This window comes from Roseibium sp. Sym1 (genome assembly GCF_027359675.1).
In the GTDB taxonomy this organism is placed as follows: domain Bacteria; phylum Pseudomonadota; class Alphaproteobacteria; order Rhizobiales; family Stappiaceae; genus Roseibium.
Map to the genome: position 1 here is coordinate 1 of NZ_CP114790.1, position 21,581 is coordinate 21,581.

Consider the following 21,581-nt stretch of genomic DNA (forward strand, 5'->3'; position numbering starts at 1 on the left):
GGCGCACCCTGTCGGTATCACCATCTTCTTCAACCCTTCCGGACCCCTTCTTGGCGCCGCCTCTCCGGCTGCTTGGGTCAAGGGCCGGCATCAGCCGGGCGGAGCTTCACCCTTGACGCAGGCAGCGGGCATGCGGCAGTCGTTTTTTGTCTTTCTCCTCTCGTCTCCTCTTCTTAGTCGTTCTCTTTCAGGCAGGCGTTCCAGTCGTCGGACGGTGGTCTGAGCCGCTGCCAGTTGCAGCCTTTCTTTTCCGCGAGGATCCGTAGGCGCTCTGCAAAGGTCTCGCCCTGGCTGTTGGCATCTGTCGCCGCGACCAGGAGAACGTCCGGGCGGGTCGCAAGCCCGCGCAGGGCAGCTTCGGTCGATGGCGACCAGCCCCCGCCTGTGCTGAGGTAAAGCGATCCGGGTCGCAAACGTTCGATCGCCGCAAGGCTCATGGCGTCGATCGCCGCCTCGGTGACGCAGAAACGCGTTGCGTCAGCCGGCCCGAACCGGAAGAGGACCTTGGCACCGCCGCTCGCGAACCCGCGCCACCTCGGCCCCCGCTCCTCCCAGCCGGTGAGACGACCGGCCTCGTCGGTATGACCGGCCCACATGCTACCGTGCGGGCCTTCGCGCAGCACACCGGCCGCTACGGCTTGTCTCAGGATCGCTTCGGGAATACCGCGCGCTTCGCGCAGATAGTGCCAGGTCGCCGAGCCGAGCCACGGCTTGCGGCGGTTTTGCCAGCGTTGCGCCACCGTCTGGTTCGGCGCCCTTGCCTTGGCCTGACGTGTCCAGGCCGGCTCAGTCGGCCTAAACTCGATGAGATCAGCGACGACGTGAAGGGCCGCGGCAAACGGAAGCCCGTTGAGGTGCTCCACAAGTCGAAACACGTCGCCCTTGGCCTCGGACAGGGGATCGAACCAGCCCTTGCCGTCGTGAATGACAATGATGATGTCGCCGCCGCGACGGTATTTGACCGCTTTGCGTGTGCTTTCCCGTTTGTCGACAGCAAAGCCGGCGGTTTCCAGGACGGCTCCGCAGACGACTTTTTCCTTCAGCTCTTCAAGGTCTGCTTTTTCCATTCACACTCCGCGCTTCGCGCGTTCCTTTGTTCGGGTTTCCGCTCCCTTAAGTTTCGGGGCGGGACCCGGAGGCCGCGAAGAGCAAGGCAGGACAAGGGCGGGGATGGTGAGTTGGCAATTGTGCAGGGTCGCATCTTCGGCCACCAGCCGCGGCGCGAGTGTCCCTTGCCGGCCGATGCGCGCAAGCGGCACCAGGATTGTCACCGTTCCCGCATGTGGCAAGCTCCTGCTTGCGTCAGGGATGGATGCCCGGATGGGGGAAGACCGCTTGCGGGCTTCAGCTTTGCCAACAGCCCGGCCCGGAGGGCGACGCCAAAAAGGTTAGTCAGTCGGCGGTTTTGTTGTGATGACAGGAGTTCAGGCACGCGAGTTGCAGCCCTATTCGGACAATCCTGGCTCTGCCAAACCCACGTTCGCCCGATCCTGAAGTTTTGCGAGACGTTCGACAAGTTCGCTAAATTCAATGGCATCGCTCTGAAGGAGGCCAGCTTCGAGCATTTTCTGATAGTCCTGCCTCAGGGCATCGAGGGCATCTCCGGCTGGTACCAAACAGAGTGAGCCGGCGACTGCTTCTTTATAGTCTATAGGCTTTCCGGAGCTGTCGTTCTCCCGAAAGAATATCTGCTTATGTCTAGCGACATCTTTGCCAAGGCTGCGATCATCAAGAGCCTTTTGAGCAATTCCCATGCGATCTAGACAGTCGAGATCGAACCAATGGCGAGCGAAACGATCGCCACCACGGAATGAGCCTTTCAGACAGTAGGCATGCATCGCGGTTGCCTTTTCCCAGAAGGTCCGTTCAGCACGCATCACGCGTGGATGAGCCATCGGTGTAACAAGGTCTGGAAGCGCGTCTGAGATATCGCAATGGATGGAATGCCGTTCCGCCGGCTCACCGGTGGATCTGGCCCCGAACTCGAGAAGTACAACCGGTCTCACATAGCCCGTGCCACTTCGGACTGCTTCGTATTCCAGGTAAAGTTGATCTTCTTTACGGACCAATGTGGCAGCTACGCCTTGCGTCTTGATGCTTTCCGAAAGGATCGAGTGCGGGACTGTTTTGACCCATTCCTCTAGTCGCTCGCGAACCGTTTCGGTCCATTTCCTGGCTTGCGAACGGCTGGGAGGGTACGGATCATCGGGGTTTTCAATCAGATCCGGGATGATCTGCCTGATATCGTAAGTCAGATCGATGTCTTCTGAAAACCGATTGATCGCCTTGTAGACTTTTGACAGCGACGTTCCGCCCTTGAAGACAAGATGATCGCCGACCGGGTTGTCAAAAAGCGCGTTGAGCGCCCAAACGACCCAGATATCTTTCTCCAGTAGGTCAGCGGGCCGCCCCAGGGCAGAGGCGGCCGCCTCCAATGCATCAATCTTGTCTTCAGTCGACAGTTCGAAATATGTTTGCGAGGTCATTGGGTACTATCGGAGACGGCCAGAGAGCTTAGCTCTTTCGCCATCCAGATTGGAGCGCTGGCGCGCAATCCGAAAAGCTCGCGCCGTTCTTCTTCGCTGAGCTGAGACTTTAGTCGCATCAAGGTGTCCCGTGCCTCGGACTTCCCGAAATAGGCAAGCGCGCGAAAGGCATGCCCAGCTCTGCTGTTGGGAGCGCGAAGCTGCCAATTTGGCACATGCCTGAGTTCGATCTCTTGCGCACCGAGCTTTAGGCGTCGGCTGGGGCCGGATGTCCAGAAGATTTGGCGTGCCGGGTTTTGCGTCGACAGGCCAAGGATGTTGGCTGCCGAAGCACCGCTGATCGAGACACGCTCGCCAGTCGTCCTGGCAATGCTCTCCACGACCGCTCCAACAGAAGGTGCCCGTTCTCCGAACCGTGTCTTGACCGGCAAAGCGAATAGGCCACGCCTGACACGCATGAGCTCTCCACGCTTGACGAGCCTCGATAACGCCTGGTCCACCGCAGCGCGTTCGCCAAGATGCAATAACTCTCTTGCGGACAGGGTCGCCCCCTCCGGCAAAGCCTCTGCATAAGCCTTGATGGCTTGAGATGTAGTGGTCATAGCAATCTCCTTGCGTCAGATATATAGTCAGTTTTCTGACAGTATGCAAATCAGAACTCATGCTGGTGGTACCTGCGGTCAACATGTTGGAGGAGTTCAGTGATCTAATTGAACCGTCACCGGCATCTATGAAAGATTGCCATACAGGTTATCGAGAATGTGAGACTTCACAAGATTGCTTAGGCAACTGACACTCGTCTTACAAAGACCGCGAGGGGGCCGCAGCAGCGTCGATGGCTAGCTTGAGGCCGGTCTCGGAATGTCCTCTGTGCGATCATCTGCTTTTAGATGCGTCGCACCGTATTCGAACGCCGCCTCATCCACAGCCGCGTGGAACTTTCGAACGAAAAAAGCTGACCCTTCAGTTGTTGTCTAATGGCTCCCAGAGAGCGATGGTCCGCAGAGGCCGTCGTGTTAGCCTTCCCCTGGTTCGTAGCCGATTGAGATCGTCGGGACAAAAGCCTGCGCGGTTCGGTTCTGGTCATAGATTTTCATCGCGAGGTCCGCTTTCGGCATCCAGACACGCCCTGTTTCCACAGCTGCAGACGCCGGCACCGCTGGAAACACGTGGACCAACACGCCTTCCCCATGATGGGCTTTCATTCTGTTAAAGAGGTCGCGAAGCAACTTCTTGTAGGTAGAAAGGTCGTCCTTCCTGCGCATTATGTCGTTTCCTGGTTGCTCACATGTGATCGACCATATGGCCGTCTCTTTCCCCAACACGGAGGTAATCCGGTCGTCATTCACCGTGGCGCTCAGAGCCAACTTTAGCGCAACCGGCACGTCCTTCCTGCCACCGTATTCCGTGACCTGGTAGAAAATGTGCGGTTGGTCAGACAGCCATTTCCATGTGTTCGGTTCGCGGTGCTTCTGATGTACAGAAACGGGAACTATGTCCCCTAAGAGTGTACCGAGACGGATAAGCAACGGCTGCGGTGCTAAGGCGAAGACGCTGAGCTGACGAATCTCCCGCTGTTCGATGCGCTCCTTAATCTTCCGTGCGAAAAGACGCTCCAAGTTCTCGTTCTGCTCGGTCCAGTAAGCTTTTTCGTGATCCTTCCGCTCCGATCCGATCAATTCGAGGTCGATCGTGCGGCCTTCCGCTGGGTGGTGATCCGGGGGCATCGCGCTGAAGATTGCACGCGTCGTCACTAAGGAGTCGCGTTGGCCAATCGTGGCGGCAAACCTGACGACATGCGAGACGCGGTCGACATCCATGTCGGTGACGATTTCAATCCGGTCCTCGTGCTCCGCCTTCATGGCCAGAAGAACATCCTCGGGATAGTCGGCCAGATAGTCCACGTCGATCGCCTTGTGGTGGACCGGACACATTAGCATTAGGTTGTCGATGTCTTGGGCAAGCTGGGGAGATCTCACCGTATCTCCCCTGGGTCCGCCGGACTCGTCAGCGACGATGTGGGCAATATAGCCGAACTTACCTGTGCGTTTGCCTGAGATGAGGTCGCCGATCAGGAGCTTGTTACATCCACGGAATTGACACCGCCCCCCCGCCTTTGCCCACAGGGCATTTGCGACTTTTGCTGGAATTGTTGTCTTCGACATTTCGCCTTCCTATTGCCGCACCGAAGGCGACACCTTTCAAATGATTCTTCTATGCGATCGCGACACCGGGTCATTGATCATTTCGACACGTTGTGGCCATCGGCCGCGCATAAACAGGTAGGTTCCCACCTGTAGCATCACGAACATCCGCAGCCGAACAATCATCAAGACGGAGAAGTCTATGTTGCCGGCGTCCTCGACCAGGGCCTGCATGGTAGTTATGTCGGTCATACTCGGGGTCACCGAAAAGCTAGGATGAGAATGCCATTCCCCAAGGTAATTAAAGCGGCTGAAGTCGTTGCCATGCTTCTTGAAAAAGGCTTCCAACGCTTGGGTGTGTAGCTCCGGGCGACGCTCGAAGTACGCGCTTTCACCACCCCTTGGATCGACCGTGACGTCTACAACCCGAAATCGCCCCTCGTCATCCAACTGCTCAGCGAGCAACAAGCCCCCGGTTTCCCGGCGCCCTGCTTGGGACAGTTCCCGGCGGATTTTCCTGCGGACCGAACTAGGCAGAGCGATTTGCATCTTGGTCCTGTTCAGGGAAGAGAAGAGACACGAGTTCTTTCAGCTTCACCTCATCGGGGCACGAACCCGCATCCCAGCCTTCCGTGCCGGTATAGCTGATGGGGTGAGTATCGAATGGGGCTGTGAATATCCAACCTTCGCTAAGGCCTATCGCATACGCCGGAGCGGGAAATTGGCTGCCACCACCGCGAAGGGTATCGATAGCGAAACGGGCGAGGTGGCCAGCAATTACGGAGACGTCTGCGTCGTCGGCGATCAACGGTGGCTGAGCCGTCCGCAAGACACCGTAGTCCACTTGCTGGGAAGGCATCTCCCACTCAATGTTCTGATCGTCGCACCACCTGAGAATCTGGCGGCGTGCCACGTCAGGTGACGGATCGTGACCAGGTCGGGATCGGGCCACGATCCCACCGATCCCACCGCCGAAGACCTCAGCCCAGACCATTGCCCGGCCACTGAATCTTGCGGCGGATGCGGCGAGGCCGAAAACAGTTGCATCCGCCGTAGCGTCGATAATCAGGTCGCAGTTGGAGAGCGTTTCGAGCGCAGTGGCGGTCCACTCAGAACTCTCCTGCCCGCCAAGGTTTACGATTTGCACGGTGACCCTAGCTTCTGGGGCAATTTCGAGTAGCCGCGCCCGCAATACCTTTGCCTTGTGAGCACCGACACCACGCCAATCCAGCTCGTTCCTCACTAAGTTGCCGGGAGCGAGAATGTCGTCGTCAAACAGTTCAAGTTTGCGGGCACCCGATCGCACCAGCATTGCCGCCACTTTCGATCCGAGAGAGCCGCATCCTATTAGAGCGATCCTCTTTTCGGAGAGCGCCGAGTTTGCGGTAGGAAGTCGCTGTTGGTCGGCGTCGATAACGAATGTGGCATAGCCGTAATCGAGGACGCCGCCTGCCGTCTTGCGGTACACCATTGCCAACCAAGCGGTCGCGTCATCTACAAGCAGGTAGGTGGCAGGCGGCCAAGCCGGATATTCAGTGTTGATGCCTGCAGACTCGAGAACGAGGGACAAGTTTTTTTCGTTGGCTGGGCCCGGAAATATAAGTCCCCGAGGAACACGGATCGCCGTCCCCTTGTAGTTAGAGGCGGTCGCCACGGGCTTATTCTGTTGCCAAATCCTATCTCCATCCGAGCCTAGAGCAGTAAGATGCGCAACGGCAGCTTCTCCATAGTAGTGTTCGTCGACCTCGATTGGCTCCAGGTGACCGTCATCCATGGCCTGAAGCAAACGCAACGCTTCCTCGGGTATGACAAGCCTGAGATAGGTCCCGCGAAGACGCTGACCTTCCGATACCGCGTGAGCTGAGAGAACCCCGTGGCCCTCCATTTCTGCGCTCTCGCCAACAAGCAGGCGATGGGCGCTTTCGATCATCATTGAGCCAGTGCAACTCAGTTCCCAATTGTCGGGCCGATACTCGAGACAAAGCTCGCCAGACTGACCGTACTGATGTCCGGATATGCGTTCACCGTCGGCGTTGAATACCAACGGAGGAATCGATGGGAAAAAGTCCGGGTAGTGCATTACGAGGCGCCACCTGGAATCCGCTTCGACAATCTCGAAGTTCAACAGCAACTTCAGTCCGTCAAGGCCCCATCGCACGTTCTGGAGCCAGTCAGCCGATTGCTCAAGCCGAGCTATTTCAAGCCGCTCTGACAGGCCCCGGCCGGGATTCGAAACCCACCAGATCATTTGCCGCCGAACCCTGCCGGCTTGCCCGGAACGCGCGCCTCGGCGGGGAAGGACGGCGCAGCCAGCACAGCAGGCGCGACGGTGGTAGGACGCAGTAGCGACGATGTGGGCTTTGGCGCTGCCCGATCCCCAGCCCGCTCAGCCAGACCACGACCAATGCCGGGGGCCACGGAGTCGGTTATTGCCTGACGACTACTCACCTGGGCCGCGTAGAAGAAGTCTCGCCGAGCTGCTTCCAGCCATTCGAAGAAAGCAACCCGGCGTTCCGGATGTTCTGCCCACTTGTCGGCGAAATTCTCAAGGGGGTCAGACGGATTGGGTATATAGTACCGAATGCCGTCGAAGCCGATGAAACGATCCATCTTGATCAGGATCGAAACGAGGGCTTGGCCGATCGTTTCCTCGCCTTCATATGCGTGCGCCGACAAGGTCGTGAGAATCACCGAGATCGGTTTGACGTCCTTACGGTCCGCGAACATCTGATCGCGGTGCCGTTTGAGGATCATGATTGCTTGTTGCAGCGGAGTGACCACACGGTAATCGGGGATACTCTCCACGCTGGCCTGGGTTGCTTCGGCGAGCTTGCGGCGCTTGCGCGAGAAAGCGACAGCCATGCGCGAACGGAACCAGTTGGCGTAGCCCTTTGGGTTGGATCGAGGCCAGTCGCTGGTGTGCTGAAAGAAGAGAGGGTGTTTGTTGTCTGTGATGGCTATCGCAGTGCTGGCCCACTGCGCGTTGAGCCCGCTCGATTCCAGCAAAAGCCGCGTAGAGGCTCCGTTTGGGAGCGCCGGTACGATGTCCATATGGAACTGGGCACCATCCGCATACTCGAGCGTCCAGCAACGACGGCCTTCGCCGAGCGGCTTCACCATGGCCTGTGCCACACGATAAGACTCAATCTCGACTCGAAGCATTTCCTTGAGGGCGTATTGGGTCAAGTGACCCTTCGCCAGCGCAGCCAACTCGCAAACCGAGTCGATGTCATATTGACCGTTTTCGTCCTCTGGTTTGATGACGGTACCCAGCCGGAACGAACCCTGGGAGTAAACTTGCGGATCGTACTGCTTTACCGACGACGCGTCGCGATGCAGCCAGGTGCCCAGGGACTCATACCTGGAAACCGCCTGCTCGTATCTGGTGGGCGAGATGGTAAGCTCGTCCGCTAATGCCTCGAGGTAATCTTCGGCTTCCTTGGTAATCGTAATCATCGTACCCCCGTTCTTGTCACTTAGAGATAAGCATGACCACCGATGCTGCGCCGGGAGGCGCATGTCGACTGGCAACTCGATCAGCAGTGTCCCAGAGTTTGATAGAGTCCGTCGATACACGCGAACCAGAATGGGATGGTGCTCAGCAGAAGCTTACCGCACACAAGTTGTACTTAAGTTGTCGCCACTCGCGGTTCAAGAGACTATTTTCAACGACTTGTCGAGAAATGAGAAATAAACTGCGCCGGGTTTGCTGGAGGCCAGTTGGTTGAAGTTATGCGGATCTCAATTGGCCGGATCGCTGAATAAAGACGGCCTAAGTTGACGAAGAGGCGAGTGGACTCAGATAGAGTCATTTCGAAGTAATCAAGATTGTTTCTTCATCGAAAATCGATACCTGTGACCTTGGTCAACCCTCTGCCTACAGATCATCGCCATCGGATATCACCTTGAATTCTGCACCGAGCGAATAACAATCGGCGCGCGCTCCGAGCAACAATGCATCAAGTTGCTGCAACTGACGAACATCTTTGCTCGTTTTGTCTCCCAGATCCATTCTTTCGCGAGTGGTTTCGTAGACCGATTTGCGAACACGCGGCTGAAAAACAACGACCGTTTTTGCAAATTTTGATCCCAGTCCATCGAGTGTTCTGAAAAATTCGTCCCTGTTCTGCTGTCGCACGCCATCATGCCATACTGCATCTTTCAAAACGCCGTTGGCATTTGCAGTAAGCTTTTCCTTCAATAGCCCGCGGTCGATATGACGTAAGTTTTTGACCGCTTGCCCTGTCACCACCTCGTAATCGGGGACTGACAGCTCTCGGTTTGTATTGTCTGACCCACTCCCTTTGACATGTATGAGCGTAAGTCTTGGTGGGTCGGTTTGATCGTCCAAATGAATGAAGTCTGCGGACTCCATGGAACCGTCGTCGCAGACTAGCCAGCCTGTTGGAGCTCCGCGGTCCGCGAGGTTTGGCCAATGTTTTGCGACTAGACCAAAAAGCGACCTGTCGTCCTGGCTTCCGGTTTGTTCGACTGCAAATCTCTTTCCATCCAAAGGTTTTTCTTTGTCAAAAGCGGTGTCGTCCAGATCCATTCGAACCCAGTCCCAGTTCTCAAACCGTGCGTCGCGAAACCGGGTTTCGTAAAAATGACCACGCGAATATGTGTGGCCTGTGTCGAAGTATATCGTAAGATTTTCGGTATTCTGAAGCACCTTTAAGACTTCCGCTTCGATCGCGTCCTGATCGAACCCTTCCAGTTTTCGGGCTTTCAGGCGAATTTTTGAATTCGAAGCGACTTCGAAATCGTAGGCCAACTTGCCAATTTGGTTTTCACCCCAAAAGACAGCAGTCTCAAAACTCGGACTCCCTTCAATCGCTGTCAGCTCGAATTTCGCGACATCTCCAAACTGCGCAATAAGGCGTGCATCATCGTTTGCCTCTCCTGCAGCGCCATCACGAACTTGCTCAGGGACGATGAGCGCCATGCCGTACGGCTGTTCGATCCCCTCGAGGGTATCGATAGTGGAAGCAAGTATTGGCAGTGGCCGGTCTGGCCGCCCCTCGTCTTCAATAAATTTGGCGGCCCGTGCCAGTATCAGATTAAGGTTTGTCGTGAATTCTTCCCAGGATTGCGATGGGCCCAGCCAAATGCGTCCCGAAGTCGGACTGGCCCCGACAATTTTGGAAGTTGCGACGTCTGATAGGCTCATTGTCGACCGGACTGAACTGAAATAGTAGCTCTGGTCGCCGAGTGGATCGAGCGAGGATTCAAGTTCTTGCCCCGACAGAATTTTTGAATCCGGCTTGATGGCGGTTCTTGTGTGAATACCGCTAAGCCAAAGGGTCCTGACTTCGCTTTCCACGAAGGCCCGGTTGATCTGAATTGAAGTCAGGCGCGAAATGCTTGCAAACGGACCATCAGTCGCGCTCACAATCTTGCGCACAATAGTGTTTCTCAAGCCGGTATCTGAGAACGAGATTGCGATGATGTTCGCTCGTTTCGCGACCACAATCAGGTGGTGGGCAATATCCTGAAGTTCATCTCCGGAAAACCAACTTGGCGGCCGTTTTACCGAATAATGAGCCCACGATATTGCGGTACCTGCCACCTCGATATCCGGATCTTCAACAGTGGTAAATCGGGGCCTTTCTAGTTCCTTCTGATCTGCCGTTTCTTTAGCCAAGGTCTTAATTCGTGCCAGTATCGCGCTTGCAACCGGTGCGGCGCCTACTGCTGCAAACAGCGAGACAGACAGATATGGGGAACATTGTCCGCTTGAGATGGCCATCTAGATCCCCCCTGAATTTCAATCCCTTTGGCAAATAAACGAAGACTTCCAACCTCTACTTCCCGAGGTAATGTTCCGTATGCCACATTCCCTTTATGGGGACTGCTCCCTGCTGGTTTTTCTGAAATTCGTGCCACCAGCGTGCCGCTTGCCAGATCGCCTCGGGACAGCTGGCGCGGCTTTCCAAACCTGGTGTCAAATCGTATCCGTTGGCGGAACACAGAGCTTCGATGAATGCGGCCGACGGAATTCCATAGCCATCGAACAGAGGATTGGTTGCCCGACCGACACCCCAGACATAGCCGAGCCAGAGCAACAGCAATTCAACGCAATCAAGGTCCACACGCTGCTTCTTGAACTGCAGAATGGTCTTCTTCATTTCGCTCAGTTTCACCGGAAGCTGCAGGAGCGCAATGTTGGGGAACATGTTCTTGCTGGCGTAATTGGAGAGATGAGCCTCTTCAACGGCGTTGTCGGAGGGTGGGTAGCCAAATCCTTCCGCTGGCTCCAGAGAGATCTCCCAAATCGCACTCTTCTTGGTCGGAGCGGATCCTTGGAGAAGAACGACGTGTGACCAATGACTCGGGCTCATATCGTTTCTAAGGTGCCCCTGGGCGACACGAGTGTGGAAATAGGCCTTCTGTTTACCGCCAATCAGGACCAGATAGGACAGGCCGCTTGCCCCCTCTTCAGCCGCGAGTTTCTTGAGATTTCTTTCGACCCACTTCAGATTGTCTTCGTTTCTATGCCTGACCGTTTGCACGAATTCCGGATTCAGTTCTTTGGCCGACGAGGCAATGATGTTTAGCATCTGAAATCTCCTGGAAGCCGGTCACCTGAGAAGTCCAAGCGGGACTTCCCTCGGATTGGCCGGGCGTTTGTGGATTTCGTAGTAGGTAACTTTGGCTTCGAGCGTGCTGGCGGCTTTGCGCAACGCGAGCATGGCAAATTGATCGCCCTGGTGCTTGTAGACCACTTCAGTTCGGTAGCGCTTGCCGAAGACCTGCTGGGCAAAATACGGCTCGGCGTCTGGCGCCGAAGAATGCCGCGGCCAACGCGTCTCCTCGCCTTTGAAAAACTTCCGAAACCCTGCCCCGATATTGTTGAGCTGGTCGCTGCCAACAGTAGACACCAAAGAGGAAGGCGAGCAGATGATTTCAATAAATCTGGTCTGCCCTGATTCCTTGATCCTGGTAACGCGTCCCCAATGCACATCCCCTGTCAGAAGCAATACTGGACGACCGGCGTTAGATAGGCGCTGAAGTGCTGTAACAATGCTTGCATAGTCGCGGTAATTGGGGAGCATCCAATCCGCAACGGCCCCCTGAAACTCGCCCACCGGTTTATCCAGAAGGGATTGGCCGGTCACCACGGCACCAATTTTCTTTTCATCGATTAACCGGTCCACCCAATCGTTCAGTTGCTGAAGTCCGCTGGGAGCAAGGGTTGCGCTGCGGTCTTCTTCCCGGTGGGTACGCTGATCAAGGACCATGATCGAAAGTGGATCGACATCAATTTCAATGTTGTCTCCCCGCTGTTCCGGCGCGGCACATTGAAAGGCGTCATAGAGTTGGTCTGCAGCACTCTTCCAGCGTTGTCGAGATTCCTGCTTCCAGGAGTTCTGTATAATTGGCGAGCGATGCGGAAAATTGTTCCAATATTCATGATCGTCTGGACAAAAGACTGCCGGAGCGGATTTCAACAGGGCATCAAGACCAAAATACGTCGTCCAGTTGGTCCTGTAATATCTTTCAAATCTTTCGGCTAATTTGGCCTCGTTATCGGGGTAATTGTTCAGTGTAGGCAGGTCGAGATAGACTTGGTCGCCCATAAACAGGGAAAGATCCTGTCGTTCTGCAGCCGGAATTTTCAGATAGGTTTGCGACACCAAGGCTTGATGGTTTTCGGCCTGATGAAAGCAAGAAATCAGCAGAATTCGAAACCAGGTGTCTGACGACACTGTTTCCGGGAAGTGCCTGATCTTCAATTCAGCTGACTGGCCCTGTGTCGCAACTGAAACCCTGTTGACGGGTGAGAACGAGCCTTCAACCGCGAACTCGTAGACACCTGTGAAGGATGCCGCGCCAAATTTGTGAACCGGTGCGAGTGGGTGCAATATTGTCGGCTCAACAGTCCGGTCGTTGAGCTGCCAATTCAGTCGAATGGAAGGGGTTTCTTCCCCCGCATCATCAACGCACAACCATACGCGCAATTTATTCTTTGGCGCTGTTCGCGTGAGAAGTGTTAAATTAGTCACAGCCAAAGACCCATCATTTGGATATCAAAGTCTAATCAATTCGAGCTTCCACAATCAAGAGTTTAACCAATTCAGCCGCACGCCCTTCTTTGTCGTGTCATGATGACGAATTTTTTCAGATTTTAGGCCAGCTAACCACGTCAATCGGCTCCGGCTGCGTTGAGGATGACGCGGAAACTGGCGTCCGTAGTCTTCTTCAAAAAGAGCTCTGTAGTCGCCAGCAACTGAAGGATGGGAACGGTTACGCTATCGGAGTTTGCGCCCGGCTGCACAAGGACGACCTCGAACTCAAGACGCGATTTTCGAGCCTTCTCCTTGAAGTACGAGAGCTCGCGCTGCCCGCCCTTTAGGAACCGAGTGTTCCCTGTTGCCGTCCACTGCGCCTCGCGCCGTTTAAGGTCTCTAACGAGGCGCTCTACACCCTTGTGCTTCTTGGTAATGCACTTCTGAGCTTGGCCGCAGACGAAATAGAAGTTTTCGATGAGAGCGGAGACGCGGCCTCCGATGGCACCTTTGCAGTGGACCAGCGTCAGCTTGATGGTGCTCTCATCGATGTCCTTCAGGCATACGAGGTCGCCGGCCTCGGCCTTGCCGTCATCGTTGAAGACCAGGTCGTGCTCGTCTTGCAGTTGTTCGAAGGCGCGGTACTGAATGGTCGCCGCGTCGCCGGCTTTGCCAATGGATTCTTTGTTGAGCGGCACGTCTTTGAAATCCCAGGCCTCCAACTGGTCCTTGGGATAAACACCCGCTTCAAGGTTCGTCGGTATGTGATAGCAGTTGTACGAGTGCGTGCCATCCGCGTAGCGGATCACAACCGGATCGCGCTGGAGGTAGACCTCTAGCGGTTCGGCTTCCCTAGTCACGCGCTTGAACATTACAGCGGGACCGGATTTGCGCTCATATGCGTACCCGCCGGGAAGGCTCTCCGAAATCTTCAGCTGATATATGGCTTGAGTGTCCTCGGCCTCGAAGCTGACGTTGACCGTGCCATCATCTTCGACGGATTCGATACCGACATCCACCTCGTAAAGCAGTTTCTCAACCTTGCCGAAGAAGATGGCCTGCCGTTCGCTTTGGTTCTGTTGAGCCTGCTCGCCCCACTCAGCGGAGATGGCGTGTGAGGTGTGCGGAGCGGTCAGTTTGATGGGCTTGAGGAAGCCTTTGATGATGTTTTTCACGTCGTCGTCGTCCGACGTGACTTTGTTCCACGTAGACTTCGTCCAGGCGACCCAATCCGCGACCGAACCAGACTTGCGTTGCTGCCAAACCTTGCCTCGGCGTTTAGCTCCACCCCAAAGGACGCGCTCGCCGTCCTCGTATCCGACACAGGCAATGTTATTGAGTTCAGCTTCGGACTTATCGATGTGTCCAAGACCTTCGGTGACATTCGCCCCGAAGTAGGTCGTGAAGCTGATCGCGCCAACACGGCGCGAACCGAGATTTTTCACGAGCGGTAGTTCCACGCCGTTCAGAATGTTGAAAATAGCGTCGCCGCTGAAGAGCTCGACATCATCGCCCGCAATAGCCTTCGCCATCCGCTCGGTCCGCATTCGACCGTAATCGCTGGCGTAAATAGACAATACGCCCTCGTCTTTGTCCCAGCGGGCGATAACGAGGTCGTAGAGGGTGTTCACAACGTTCTGGTAGTCGCCCCATTTGACCTCTTCCATCTGCGCGACCACCGCCACAAAAAGTCTGTCCTTGGAGTCGAGGGCATACCAGGTCTCGGCGGCGGCCGGCAGGACACCGGCGTATTTTAGTGGCATCCAGTCCTTGCACTTAGTCCTGTAAAACTGAGTCGAGATGGCGGGGCGGAGGTTCCAGAGCGAAAGCTCCATGGCGAGCGTGCCGTTCAGCTTAAGCTGTTCGATGACGTTCTGCAGCCGTAGCTCGTCATCAATGCGCTCTTCACTTAGACGGCGGATCAATAGGTCCCAATCCGCGCCCTCGGCGTAGAGCGCGGCGAGCTTCTTCTCTGCGTCGGGGTCTGCGATATTCGTGACGACGGTCGCGTTGCCCACGTCCTTAGGGCCTTTACGCGTGAACCGGCCGATGAACTGGAGCGTGATGGCAAGCGACTTGTGCGTGTCATGCAGCGCCGCGAGCTTGAGCTGAGCGAAATCGAAGCCCTCGCCGAGCATGTTGACACAGATGACGATGCGCGAGCCCGTGCTCTTGCGGTTGTGGAGCGCCGCCAACGCCGCGCGATTCTGGCTGTCCGGCCTCTCTGAATAGACCTTCACTGGTGCGAACTCTGGGGCGAGCCGCTCGTAGATCTCAGCGAGATCATCGGCGCGCGCCTGCGTTTCAGTGCGCGCCATCAGAATGTGGTCGAGTTTCTGCTCGTTTACGTCGTTCCGCAGAGCTTCTATGGCCGCACGAGCGACGACCTCATCGCGCGTCTTCTGGTCGCCGTACTCTTCAACGGTCCTGAGATTGATTTTTTTGTAGTAGCCGGCGCGCTGAGCGTCGCCGAGTTTGTAGTTGAAGATAATCTTGCCATCTACGCGCTGGTCGTCCCGGCGGAACGGCGTCGCCGTGAACTGGAGGACCTTCCCGCTGCTGAAGCGGTCTCGGACTGAGCGCCAGGTCCGCGCGGTGATGTGGTGCGCCTCATCAACGAAAAGGTGTGAGCATCCGTCGATTAGCGTCGCGGTGGCGGTCGCGTCGGAAGCCTCCAGTGAGTTTGGCAGTGCGATGATGATGTTCGCGTTCTCCAGAAGTTCTTCGGCCTCGTTGACGTTGCGGATGCCACCGGAGATGAGTGCCACACGGGGGCCGGATAACTCGCCTGGGATCGATTTGGCCGTAGGTAAATAGCCAAGGGTTGCAAACTTATCCGCGATTTGGTCACGTAAGGGTACGCCCGACACCAGCACGAGAGTGCGGGCTGGTCGAAGATATACTTGTGCGGCAAGCATGGTCTCGGTCTTGCCTGTCCCCGTCGGCAGCACGACCGTCGCGGGCTCAAACGTGTCGCTCACGGCGAAGTGGGCAGCGATAGCATGGAGAGCGCCGAACTGCGGAAGACGCAGGCCTGGCTCGTCATTCTGGCCCTCCAGCCGAAAGCTGAACTGGTTCTCCCATGTGGTTAGCAGCTTCTCGGGCGTGTCGACGCGCTGGGTAAGCGGTTCTACAACGTCCCATTGCAAGGTCATGGTCTCGGGGATCGTAGCGTTACGTGCTAGGCCTGCCGCCAGGACAGGCAGATCCGTCTCGCGGCGCTTCGCACCTTTGCGGCGGATATAGAGTTGGTCGTATGGTGGCCTTAGTTCGGTCTTGACTAGGTCATGACCCGGCATGTCGCTTACGAAAATGCGGGCGCGTGTCGTGGCTCCGCGGAACACGACCTGCCTGACTGCATTGCGGCCGACCTTTACCCGAAGCTCCGGCAAGGGCGGCAGAGTGAGTCGGCCCCTCCAGTCCTCGAACATGCTCATCGTCACCCCCTGGTGTGACGGCAGCGATTACGTGCGCCGCTCATTGCTAGGACAAAAAAATCTAGACGCTTGCGGCCAATGCTTCAACCAGGGCGAGTGGCGACGAATAGTTTACTGCCAGGCTCAGCGTGAGCGTTGCCCTGTATCAGCTTCAGGCACAAGCGAATTTTCGAGATTCGCCGCAATCCATCCCATTTTCTTTAGTGTCTGCAACCAACAACTAACGGCGACTTTTAGGAAATAGCCGTAATAAGCTGAGCGTCCGAAATGCGGCGCGAAGCGTTCACAAAATCCCCCACGCCCGATACCGTCCCCTCCCCGTCATCTCCCGCACACCGAGAGCACTGACTAGATTGAGCGCCCCTCGTGGCGTGATCCCTGCCGCCTTGGCAAGCATGTGCGCAGACACAATCGGCCGCGACAAAATGAGTTCGATCGCAGCCGGCAGGCTGCTATTAGATCTCTTGCCGACAGCGCGCCGCTCGAGTTGCCGCTTCGCGAGCGTCAGCCGATCAATATCCTTCATTCCTCTGGATGCAGCTGCAGTCATAGCATCGAGAAAGCCAACCAACCTCGTCGTCCGGTCTCGCGCACGCCGGCGTTCACGCGGGATATCTCGAAGCCCCAGGGAGTAAGCGAAGAGGTGCGACCGGACCTTTCCTCGCGATCTTAGAAAATCCGAAACGAGCAGCTGCCCAAGCCAATGCTGCCGCTGCAGCGGTTCAAGACGCTCCCATGCATCCCACAGAAGCGCAGCAGCCAAGGTCGCCGGAAGCGCTTCAACATTTCTGACCAACTCGAGCCATTCAGAGATCCGTTCGGATTCGTCCCAATCTGGATCCCGAATGACCAACTCGCCCACAATGAGTTCAGGTTGCCGGGTTCTGGTGGATCCGGAGGGAACGGCTTCCACCAGCCAGCTGGTTTCCGCAAGCACCTCGTCGATCTCCGCCAATTCCGGAGGAACTGCATCGTGCTCGTCCGTTTCGAGGTCCCTCCCCTCCCCTCTCCTTTTGAGTGTTCTGGGAAGCTCATCCTCCTGCTCGGCAATCCCTGCAAAGGCCATGATCCCAGTTCGCGAGACCGCCCAGCCCGGATCGTTTCTCACTGCCCGTCGTCTTGCCCGCACGATCCGGTGCGCAATGACGAGTTCATGGCTTGGTGCACGAACGTCCATCTGGGCATCGTGCAGAACCAGGTCTTCCAGATGGACGAGTTCACCGGCAACCCACATGCTGGAGACGGCCTCGAAGAAATCGGCCCGCTCTGCAAAGCCCTGTCCGACTTCTGAGCGGGCGACACGCTCATCAAACCGCGCCAGCGCGTCCTCCGCCGCCGATATCGGCTCTATCAAAGCCTCAAGGTTCAGTTTTCCAATTTCATAAGGCATTGTATTATCGCGGTTTCCACATCTATACGGAAGTTATCACGTAATTTGCTTCCGTCATAGATTACCCCTTCAACTCACATTCGCCGAAATACAGTCTGACGCCTTCTGAATTGAACAAAGGCCCTGCAATCCGTGCTCAGATCGACGAGAAGGCTCGGTTTTCCTGGGGTTTTGACGGTTCAGATCGTGGAAAAGGCGCTCAAGAGACGTTTACAAACGATCGGTTATCCGTATCTTCTTTATTTGGAAATTCGCTCTCTTATCGGCTCTCAGGCGTCCCAAATGGCGAAATCAGCGCTCAATCGCTCTTCTCATCGACCTGAGGGACGGCTGATCGGCTATGCACGCGTCTCCACGGACGAGCAGGCGACTGAAGCCCAGGAGATGGAACTGCGATCGGCCGGCTGCGACACAATCGTTGAAGAATACGGATCCGGCGCATCGCGCGCGCGGCCCGCCCTTGCAAGGCTCGTTCGAGAGATTGGAGCGGGTGAGACTTTGGTTGTCGTCCGGCTTGACCGTCTCGCCCGCTCAGTGAACCATCTTTTGGAAGTGATCGAAGATCTGAACGCGAAGGGCGCACATTTTCGCTCGCTGAGCGACCCTATCGACACAACAACACCTCAGGGCATGTTTTCCCTTCAGGTTCTGGGGGCAGTCGCACAGCTCGAACGCGCCTTGACCTCCGAACGCACAAAAGCCGGCATCAAAGCCGCAAAGGCGAAAGGGAAGTTACCCGGCAATCCAGGAATTCGAGAGCGCAGACCTGAAGCACTCGCCAAGATGACGGCCGCTCAGAAGGCAGCCTACGGCGCACGCATTCAGGCGACTGCCAGTCAATGGCTTCCCATTGTCCGGCGCATGCGCCCCGATCACACCTGGGACGATATCGCGCGATTTCTGAAAAGCCGCGGATTGGACTGGACGCCCGAACGACTGCGGCGCGCGGTGAAGTGGATGGTCGCAGAGGGAATGGCGGACAAGGACCTGCTCAAAAAGTCGCCACCGCGTCCGCCGGAAGACCGGCTGATGACGCTGGTTGCTGGCATCCATTCGTCCAATCCTGAGCTAACCTTGCGCGAAATCGCCAGCCAGCTCGAACGGCTGCACGAACGTACGCCCCGAGGCAGTATCAAATGGGCGCTCTCTTCCGTTAAGAACCTCATCGACCGCGCGAAACGCAATGGCCTGATCGACATTGGTGAAACAGAACTACCGGAGTGAAAAATAGGCGCGAACGCAGTACAAATCGCGCGTTCTGATCCTACTGGAAACCTGGCAAACAAACCGTAAAGCCCAGAGCGCAGAAGCATGGTCGCCCTGGTCATCAACAACCGCGGGGAGCCTGCCCAGTGGGCCGTTGAGCGAGCCAACGCCATCATTGTTGAGCATGTTTCTACACTTGCCACAGCCGCCCGATCTGATGACAAAGCAGAGCTCGCGATTTCCGCAAATGCTCTCGGCCAGGCAATTGACGATTCCCTGCTCGGTACTTTCGATTGTCGCGTCGACAACGAGTGAAGCCTGAATCCGAAAAAGTGTGGCAACCCCGAACAAGTTGACGTCATGTTTCACACCTTCTCATAGGTTCTCGAGGGGCGTCGGACACTTCAAAGCCTTCTTTCCGGCTGCCACTAGCATCAGAGGTCTCAGCCAACGCGCGGGCGGCTTTCTTGTCGGCATCGAGCTTTGCACGCAAGAGCGCCATCACCATCGGCCATGTCGAGAACTGGCCCTCTCTCGCCTTGTCGGTCAAGCTACGCAGATAGCCGCCAGCACTCTTGATCTGATCAGCTCGCTGCAGGATCGCCGCGAGCGTAATTCCGGCTTGTACCTCGCCCATGGCCTCGCAAGCTTCTCGCCAGGCGCTCGGGCTGACCCTCAGCATCGGCCGGGCCACCTCCGTGGCCGCCAAAAAGTCCCGCCAATGGCGTATTCCGCCCCCCTGGGCCATGTCCACAATATCGGGGCAAGCATCCAACACTATCCCCAAAGGCAACTCCCGTTTCGGCAAACTCCTCAAGTTGTTGTTTTTCTCGTCGGTCCCGCCAGCCTCTTTTTTTCGAGAGCGATGTTCAGATTCAAAATTAGAGTCTGGATTTGAATTCTGTATGTGGCGTCCAAAATGGGACTCATTGGCATCCAGATTCTGTGTTTTCGTAAATGATTCCAAAATGTCATGCACCTCGGTCCACAACTCGTGCAGCTCTTCGCAAAGCTTCTCGATGACCTGGCGAGGCGCCGATCGCGGCAATCGGCCGACAATCTCCTGGTAGATCTGCTGGACACGGCCCCAGTTGCCCGGAACGCGTTCTTCGATGCCGGCATCTATCATCTTCACAATATCCCGACGAAGGAGCGTAAGCCTCTCCTTTGCGATTTTGAATGCCTTCTTCTCGGCCTGCACGGCTTCTGCAAGCTGCTCGAACTCCTCGGCACGGGCGACGATCGGCGAGAGGTCGAAGCCATAGGCCTGTTCAACCTCCCCTCCCCGCCCCTTTCGCGCAAAACGCTTCCCGTTCGGGCTGTCACGGCGAACGATAAGGCCGCAATCAACTAGGACCGCCAGATGCCGGCGCAGCGTTGTTGGCGGCATACCATTGGCGCGCGCCATAAGCTGCTCGTTCGACGGCCATACGATGAGCGTGCCGTCGCTGCAGAGCTCATTGTCCGGATGAAAAGATAGGAGCGCGTTGAGGATAGCCAGGGAACGGTCTGTGGCGCCAAGAAGGTCTCGGGCTTCGCGGATCGAGCGGAAGACCTTCCACTTCTCGACCGCTGCTCCATCAGGCATTGATTTCGCGGCAACTTGGCTTGCCATCAGGCCAAGCGTCATCGGCCGCCGCCCAAAGGGCGTCGTTGTGATATGCGTCTGCATTTTCTTTCACCTATTGCTAGGCAATAGAAAACTGCTCGCCGAAAAGGCGCTCACGACTCAAAAGAGTCTTGACTGTGATTCCGGGAAGTGCGATTCTCTAGTCACCACAACAAGAGAGGGCTTCCGGAAGCGATTTCGGTGGCCTTTTTCTTTGCCAAATTTCCTGCTGGCCGTGATTTACGACCGTTAATTCAGTCGCTTCCTCCCTCTCCATCTCGCTGAAACTCTAGATAAAGGTGCTCTAGTCGATTCGACAAGTAAGCGCCAAATCGCGAGGCGTCCTTGGACTTCAAAGCCAACGTGAACGCCTTCCCACTGTCTTTAGTGGAGACCTTCACGGCGGCGTCGGATAGGCTCCAGGCTTTCTCCGCTGGACGTTGTTTCTTGGATTTTGTCGCTCTGGAGACCTTGAGCTTCTCAATCAGAAAGCCAAACCGCCCCCCTTCCTCAAGCTCGATGAATGCATCAGATTGAATCAGTTCCAGTGCCAGTGCAGATTTTGCTGGCGCTTGTACGATTTTCTTAAGGTCTTCCCAACGATCGCGTCCAACCCCCTTGGCAGCACCCAGAGCATTGAGCACGGGAGCTGGGACGGTCTCGGCCACTGAGAGCATTCTGGACAGCAGAGTGTCATCAATGGTGAGAGCAGTCTTGATTGTCGCTTTATCGATCCCCGACTCCTGCAGTCGCCTTGCGTATAGTGATTTCTCGATAAAGCTCAGATCGTCCCTGGCCGAGTTTTCTTGGCCTTGCGCAATCACGTGGGCGATCTCTTCAAGAGGCTTCACGACCGCGCGGACTTTTTGGCCAAGTTTCTTCGCGACGCGCACCCTACGATGTCCGAAAACGATAATGTGACGTGCGCTATCGTCGGGACTAGGTCGAACCAGAACCGGTTGATGCTGGCCTGCTTCCTTGATTGCTTCAAGCAGTTCTTGGTCCTTAACCGGATCCTCGCCAATGCGATCCTGATAGGGGGAGGGGTCCAATTTTTCAGGGTCCAGGGAAACGACCACATCCCCCTCAAGCACCCGCATCGAATTCTCTGCCAAATCGTCCAGAGACTGCATCATCGACCGGGAAGCGCCCCGTCGTGCATAATCGACGCGAGATTCGCCTTTAGCTGCCGTTTCAGTCGGCTTATTGGGCTGAGCACCTATGTTGCTCAAAAGATGTTTTCTAGCCATTATTCTCACCTGAAATCGCAGATACCGTATTGATTTTCCGTCGATTTTCC

Annotated in this window: 16 protein-coding genes; 2 read left to right on the forward strand and 14 right to left on the reverse strand. The window is 56.2% G+C overall.

The genetic code is table 11. The features are described 5' to 3' along the window. Positions 1–173: 173 nt before the first annotated feature. The 12 genes from O6760_RS32935 to O6760_RS32990 all read right to left on the reverse strand — a co-directional run bounded on the left by O6760_RS32935 (position 174) and on the right by O6760_RS32990 (position 17,466). Positions 174–1,067: a DUF3991 and toprim domain-containing protein gene (locus O6760_RS32935; protein ID WP_269586493.1), complete on the reverse strand. Its 894-nt coding sequence runs from the start codon at positions 1,065–1,067 to the stop codon at positions 174–176. A gap of 378 nt (positions 1,068–1,445) precedes the next feature. Next, a complete protein-coding gene (locus O6760_RS32940) occupies positions 1,446–2,486 on the reverse strand; it encodes a nucleotidyl transferase AbiEii/AbiGii toxin family protein (RefSeq protein WP_209171626.1) in 1,041 nt (346 codons plus the stop codon). Then, complete coding sequence (locus O6760_RS32945; RefSeq protein WP_209171627.1) at positions 2,483–3,088, reverse strand: DUF6088 family protein; 606 nt, start codon at positions 3,086–3,088, stop codon at positions 2,483–2,485. The genes O6760_RS32940 and O6760_RS32945 overlap by 4 nt, the downstream gene beginning before the upstream one ends. Positions 3,089–3,502: 414 nt before the next feature. Further along, entirely contained in the window at positions 3,503–4,651 is a 1,149-nt protein-coding gene (locus tag O6760_RS32950) for an SAVED domain-containing protein (RefSeq protein WP_209171628.1), read from the reverse strand. A gap of 36 nt (positions 4,652–4,687) precedes the next feature. Beyond that, positions 4,688–5,179: a Mov34/MPN/PAD-1 family protein gene (locus O6760_RS32955; protein ID WP_209171629.1), complete on the reverse strand. Its 492-nt coding sequence runs from the start codon at positions 5,177–5,179 to the stop codon at positions 4,688–4,690. Then, the gene (locus tag O6760_RS32960) at positions 5,160–6,878 is read right to left on the reverse strand and encodes a ThiF family adenylyltransferase (protein WP_209171630.1); all 1,719 of its coding nucleotides are present in this window, start codon (positions 6,876–6,878) and stop codon (positions 5,160–5,162) included. The genes O6760_RS32955 and O6760_RS32960 overlap by 20 nt, the downstream gene beginning before the upstream one ends. Further along, positions 6,875–8,086 carry a nucleotidyltransferase domain-containing protein gene (locus O6760_RS32965; protein ID WP_209171631.1) on the reverse strand — a complete coding sequence of 404 codons (1,212 nt, stop codon included), beginning with the start codon at positions 8,084–8,086 and terminating at the stop codon, positions 6,875–6,877. Before O6760_RS32965 ends, O6760_RS32960 begins: the two co-directional genes overlap by 4 nt. Before the next feature lie 421 nt (positions 8,087–8,507). Next, entirely contained in the window at positions 8,508–10,379 is a 1,872-nt protein-coding gene (locus O6760_RS32970) for a hypothetical protein (RefSeq protein ID WP_209171632.1), read from the reverse strand. Between the two features lie 55 nt (positions 10,380–10,434). After that, a complete protein-coding gene (locus tag O6760_RS32975; protein ID WP_209171633.1) occupies positions 10,435–11,190 on the reverse strand; it encodes a hypothetical protein in 756 nt (251 codons plus the stop codon). Positions 11,191–11,211: 21 nt separating this feature from the next. Then, complete coding sequence (locus O6760_RS32980; RefSeq protein ID WP_269586494.1) at positions 11,212–12,591, reverse strand: alkaline phosphatase D family protein; 1,380 nt, start codon at positions 12,589–12,591, stop codon at positions 11,212–11,214. Positions 12,592–12,776: 185 nt separating this feature from the next. Beyond that, positions 12,777–16,076 carry a DEAD/DEAH box helicase gene (locus tag O6760_RS32985; RefSeq protein ID WP_269586495.1) on the reverse strand — a complete coding sequence of 1,100 codons (3,300 nt, stop codon included), beginning with the start codon at positions 16,074–16,076 and terminating at the stop codon, positions 12,777–12,779. A 283-nt stretch (positions 16,077–16,359) separates the two neighbouring features. Beyond that, positions 16,360–17,466 (reverse strand): RHE_PE00001 family protein, encoded by a 1,107-nt coding sequence (locus O6760_RS32990; protein WP_209171636.1) that lies wholly within the window; start codon positions 17,464–17,466, stop codon positions 16,360–16,362. A gap of 282 nt (positions 17,467–17,748) precedes the next feature. On the opposite strand from O6760_RS32990, the gene O6760_RS32995 reads away from it, so the two are divergent. Beyond that, on the forward strand, positions 17,749–18,690 hold the full coding sequence (locus O6760_RS32995) for a recombinase family protein (RefSeq protein WP_209171664.1): 942 nt from the start codon (positions 17,749–17,751) through the stop codon (positions 18,688–18,690). An 87-nt stretch (positions 18,691–18,777) separates the two neighbouring features. After that, a complete protein-coding gene (locus O6760_RS33000; RefSeq protein ID WP_209171637.1) occupies positions 18,778–18,987 on the forward strand; it encodes a hypothetical protein in 210 nt (69 codons plus the stop codon). 43 nt (positions 18,988–19,030) lie between these two features. On the opposite strand, the gene repC is transcribed toward O6760_RS33000, so the two are convergent. Then, entirely contained in the window at positions 19,031–20,344 is a 1,314-nt protein-coding gene (gene repC / locus O6760_RS33005) for a plasmid replication protein RepC (RefSeq protein WP_209171638.1), read from the reverse strand. Between the two features lie 191 nt (positions 20,345–20,535). After that, complete coding sequence (gene repB, locus O6760_RS33010; RefSeq protein WP_209171639.1) at positions 20,536–21,531, reverse strand: plasmid partitioning protein RepB; 996 nt, start codon at positions 21,529–21,531, stop codon at positions 20,536–20,538. Between the last annotated feature and the right edge of the window lie 50 nt (positions 21,532–21,581).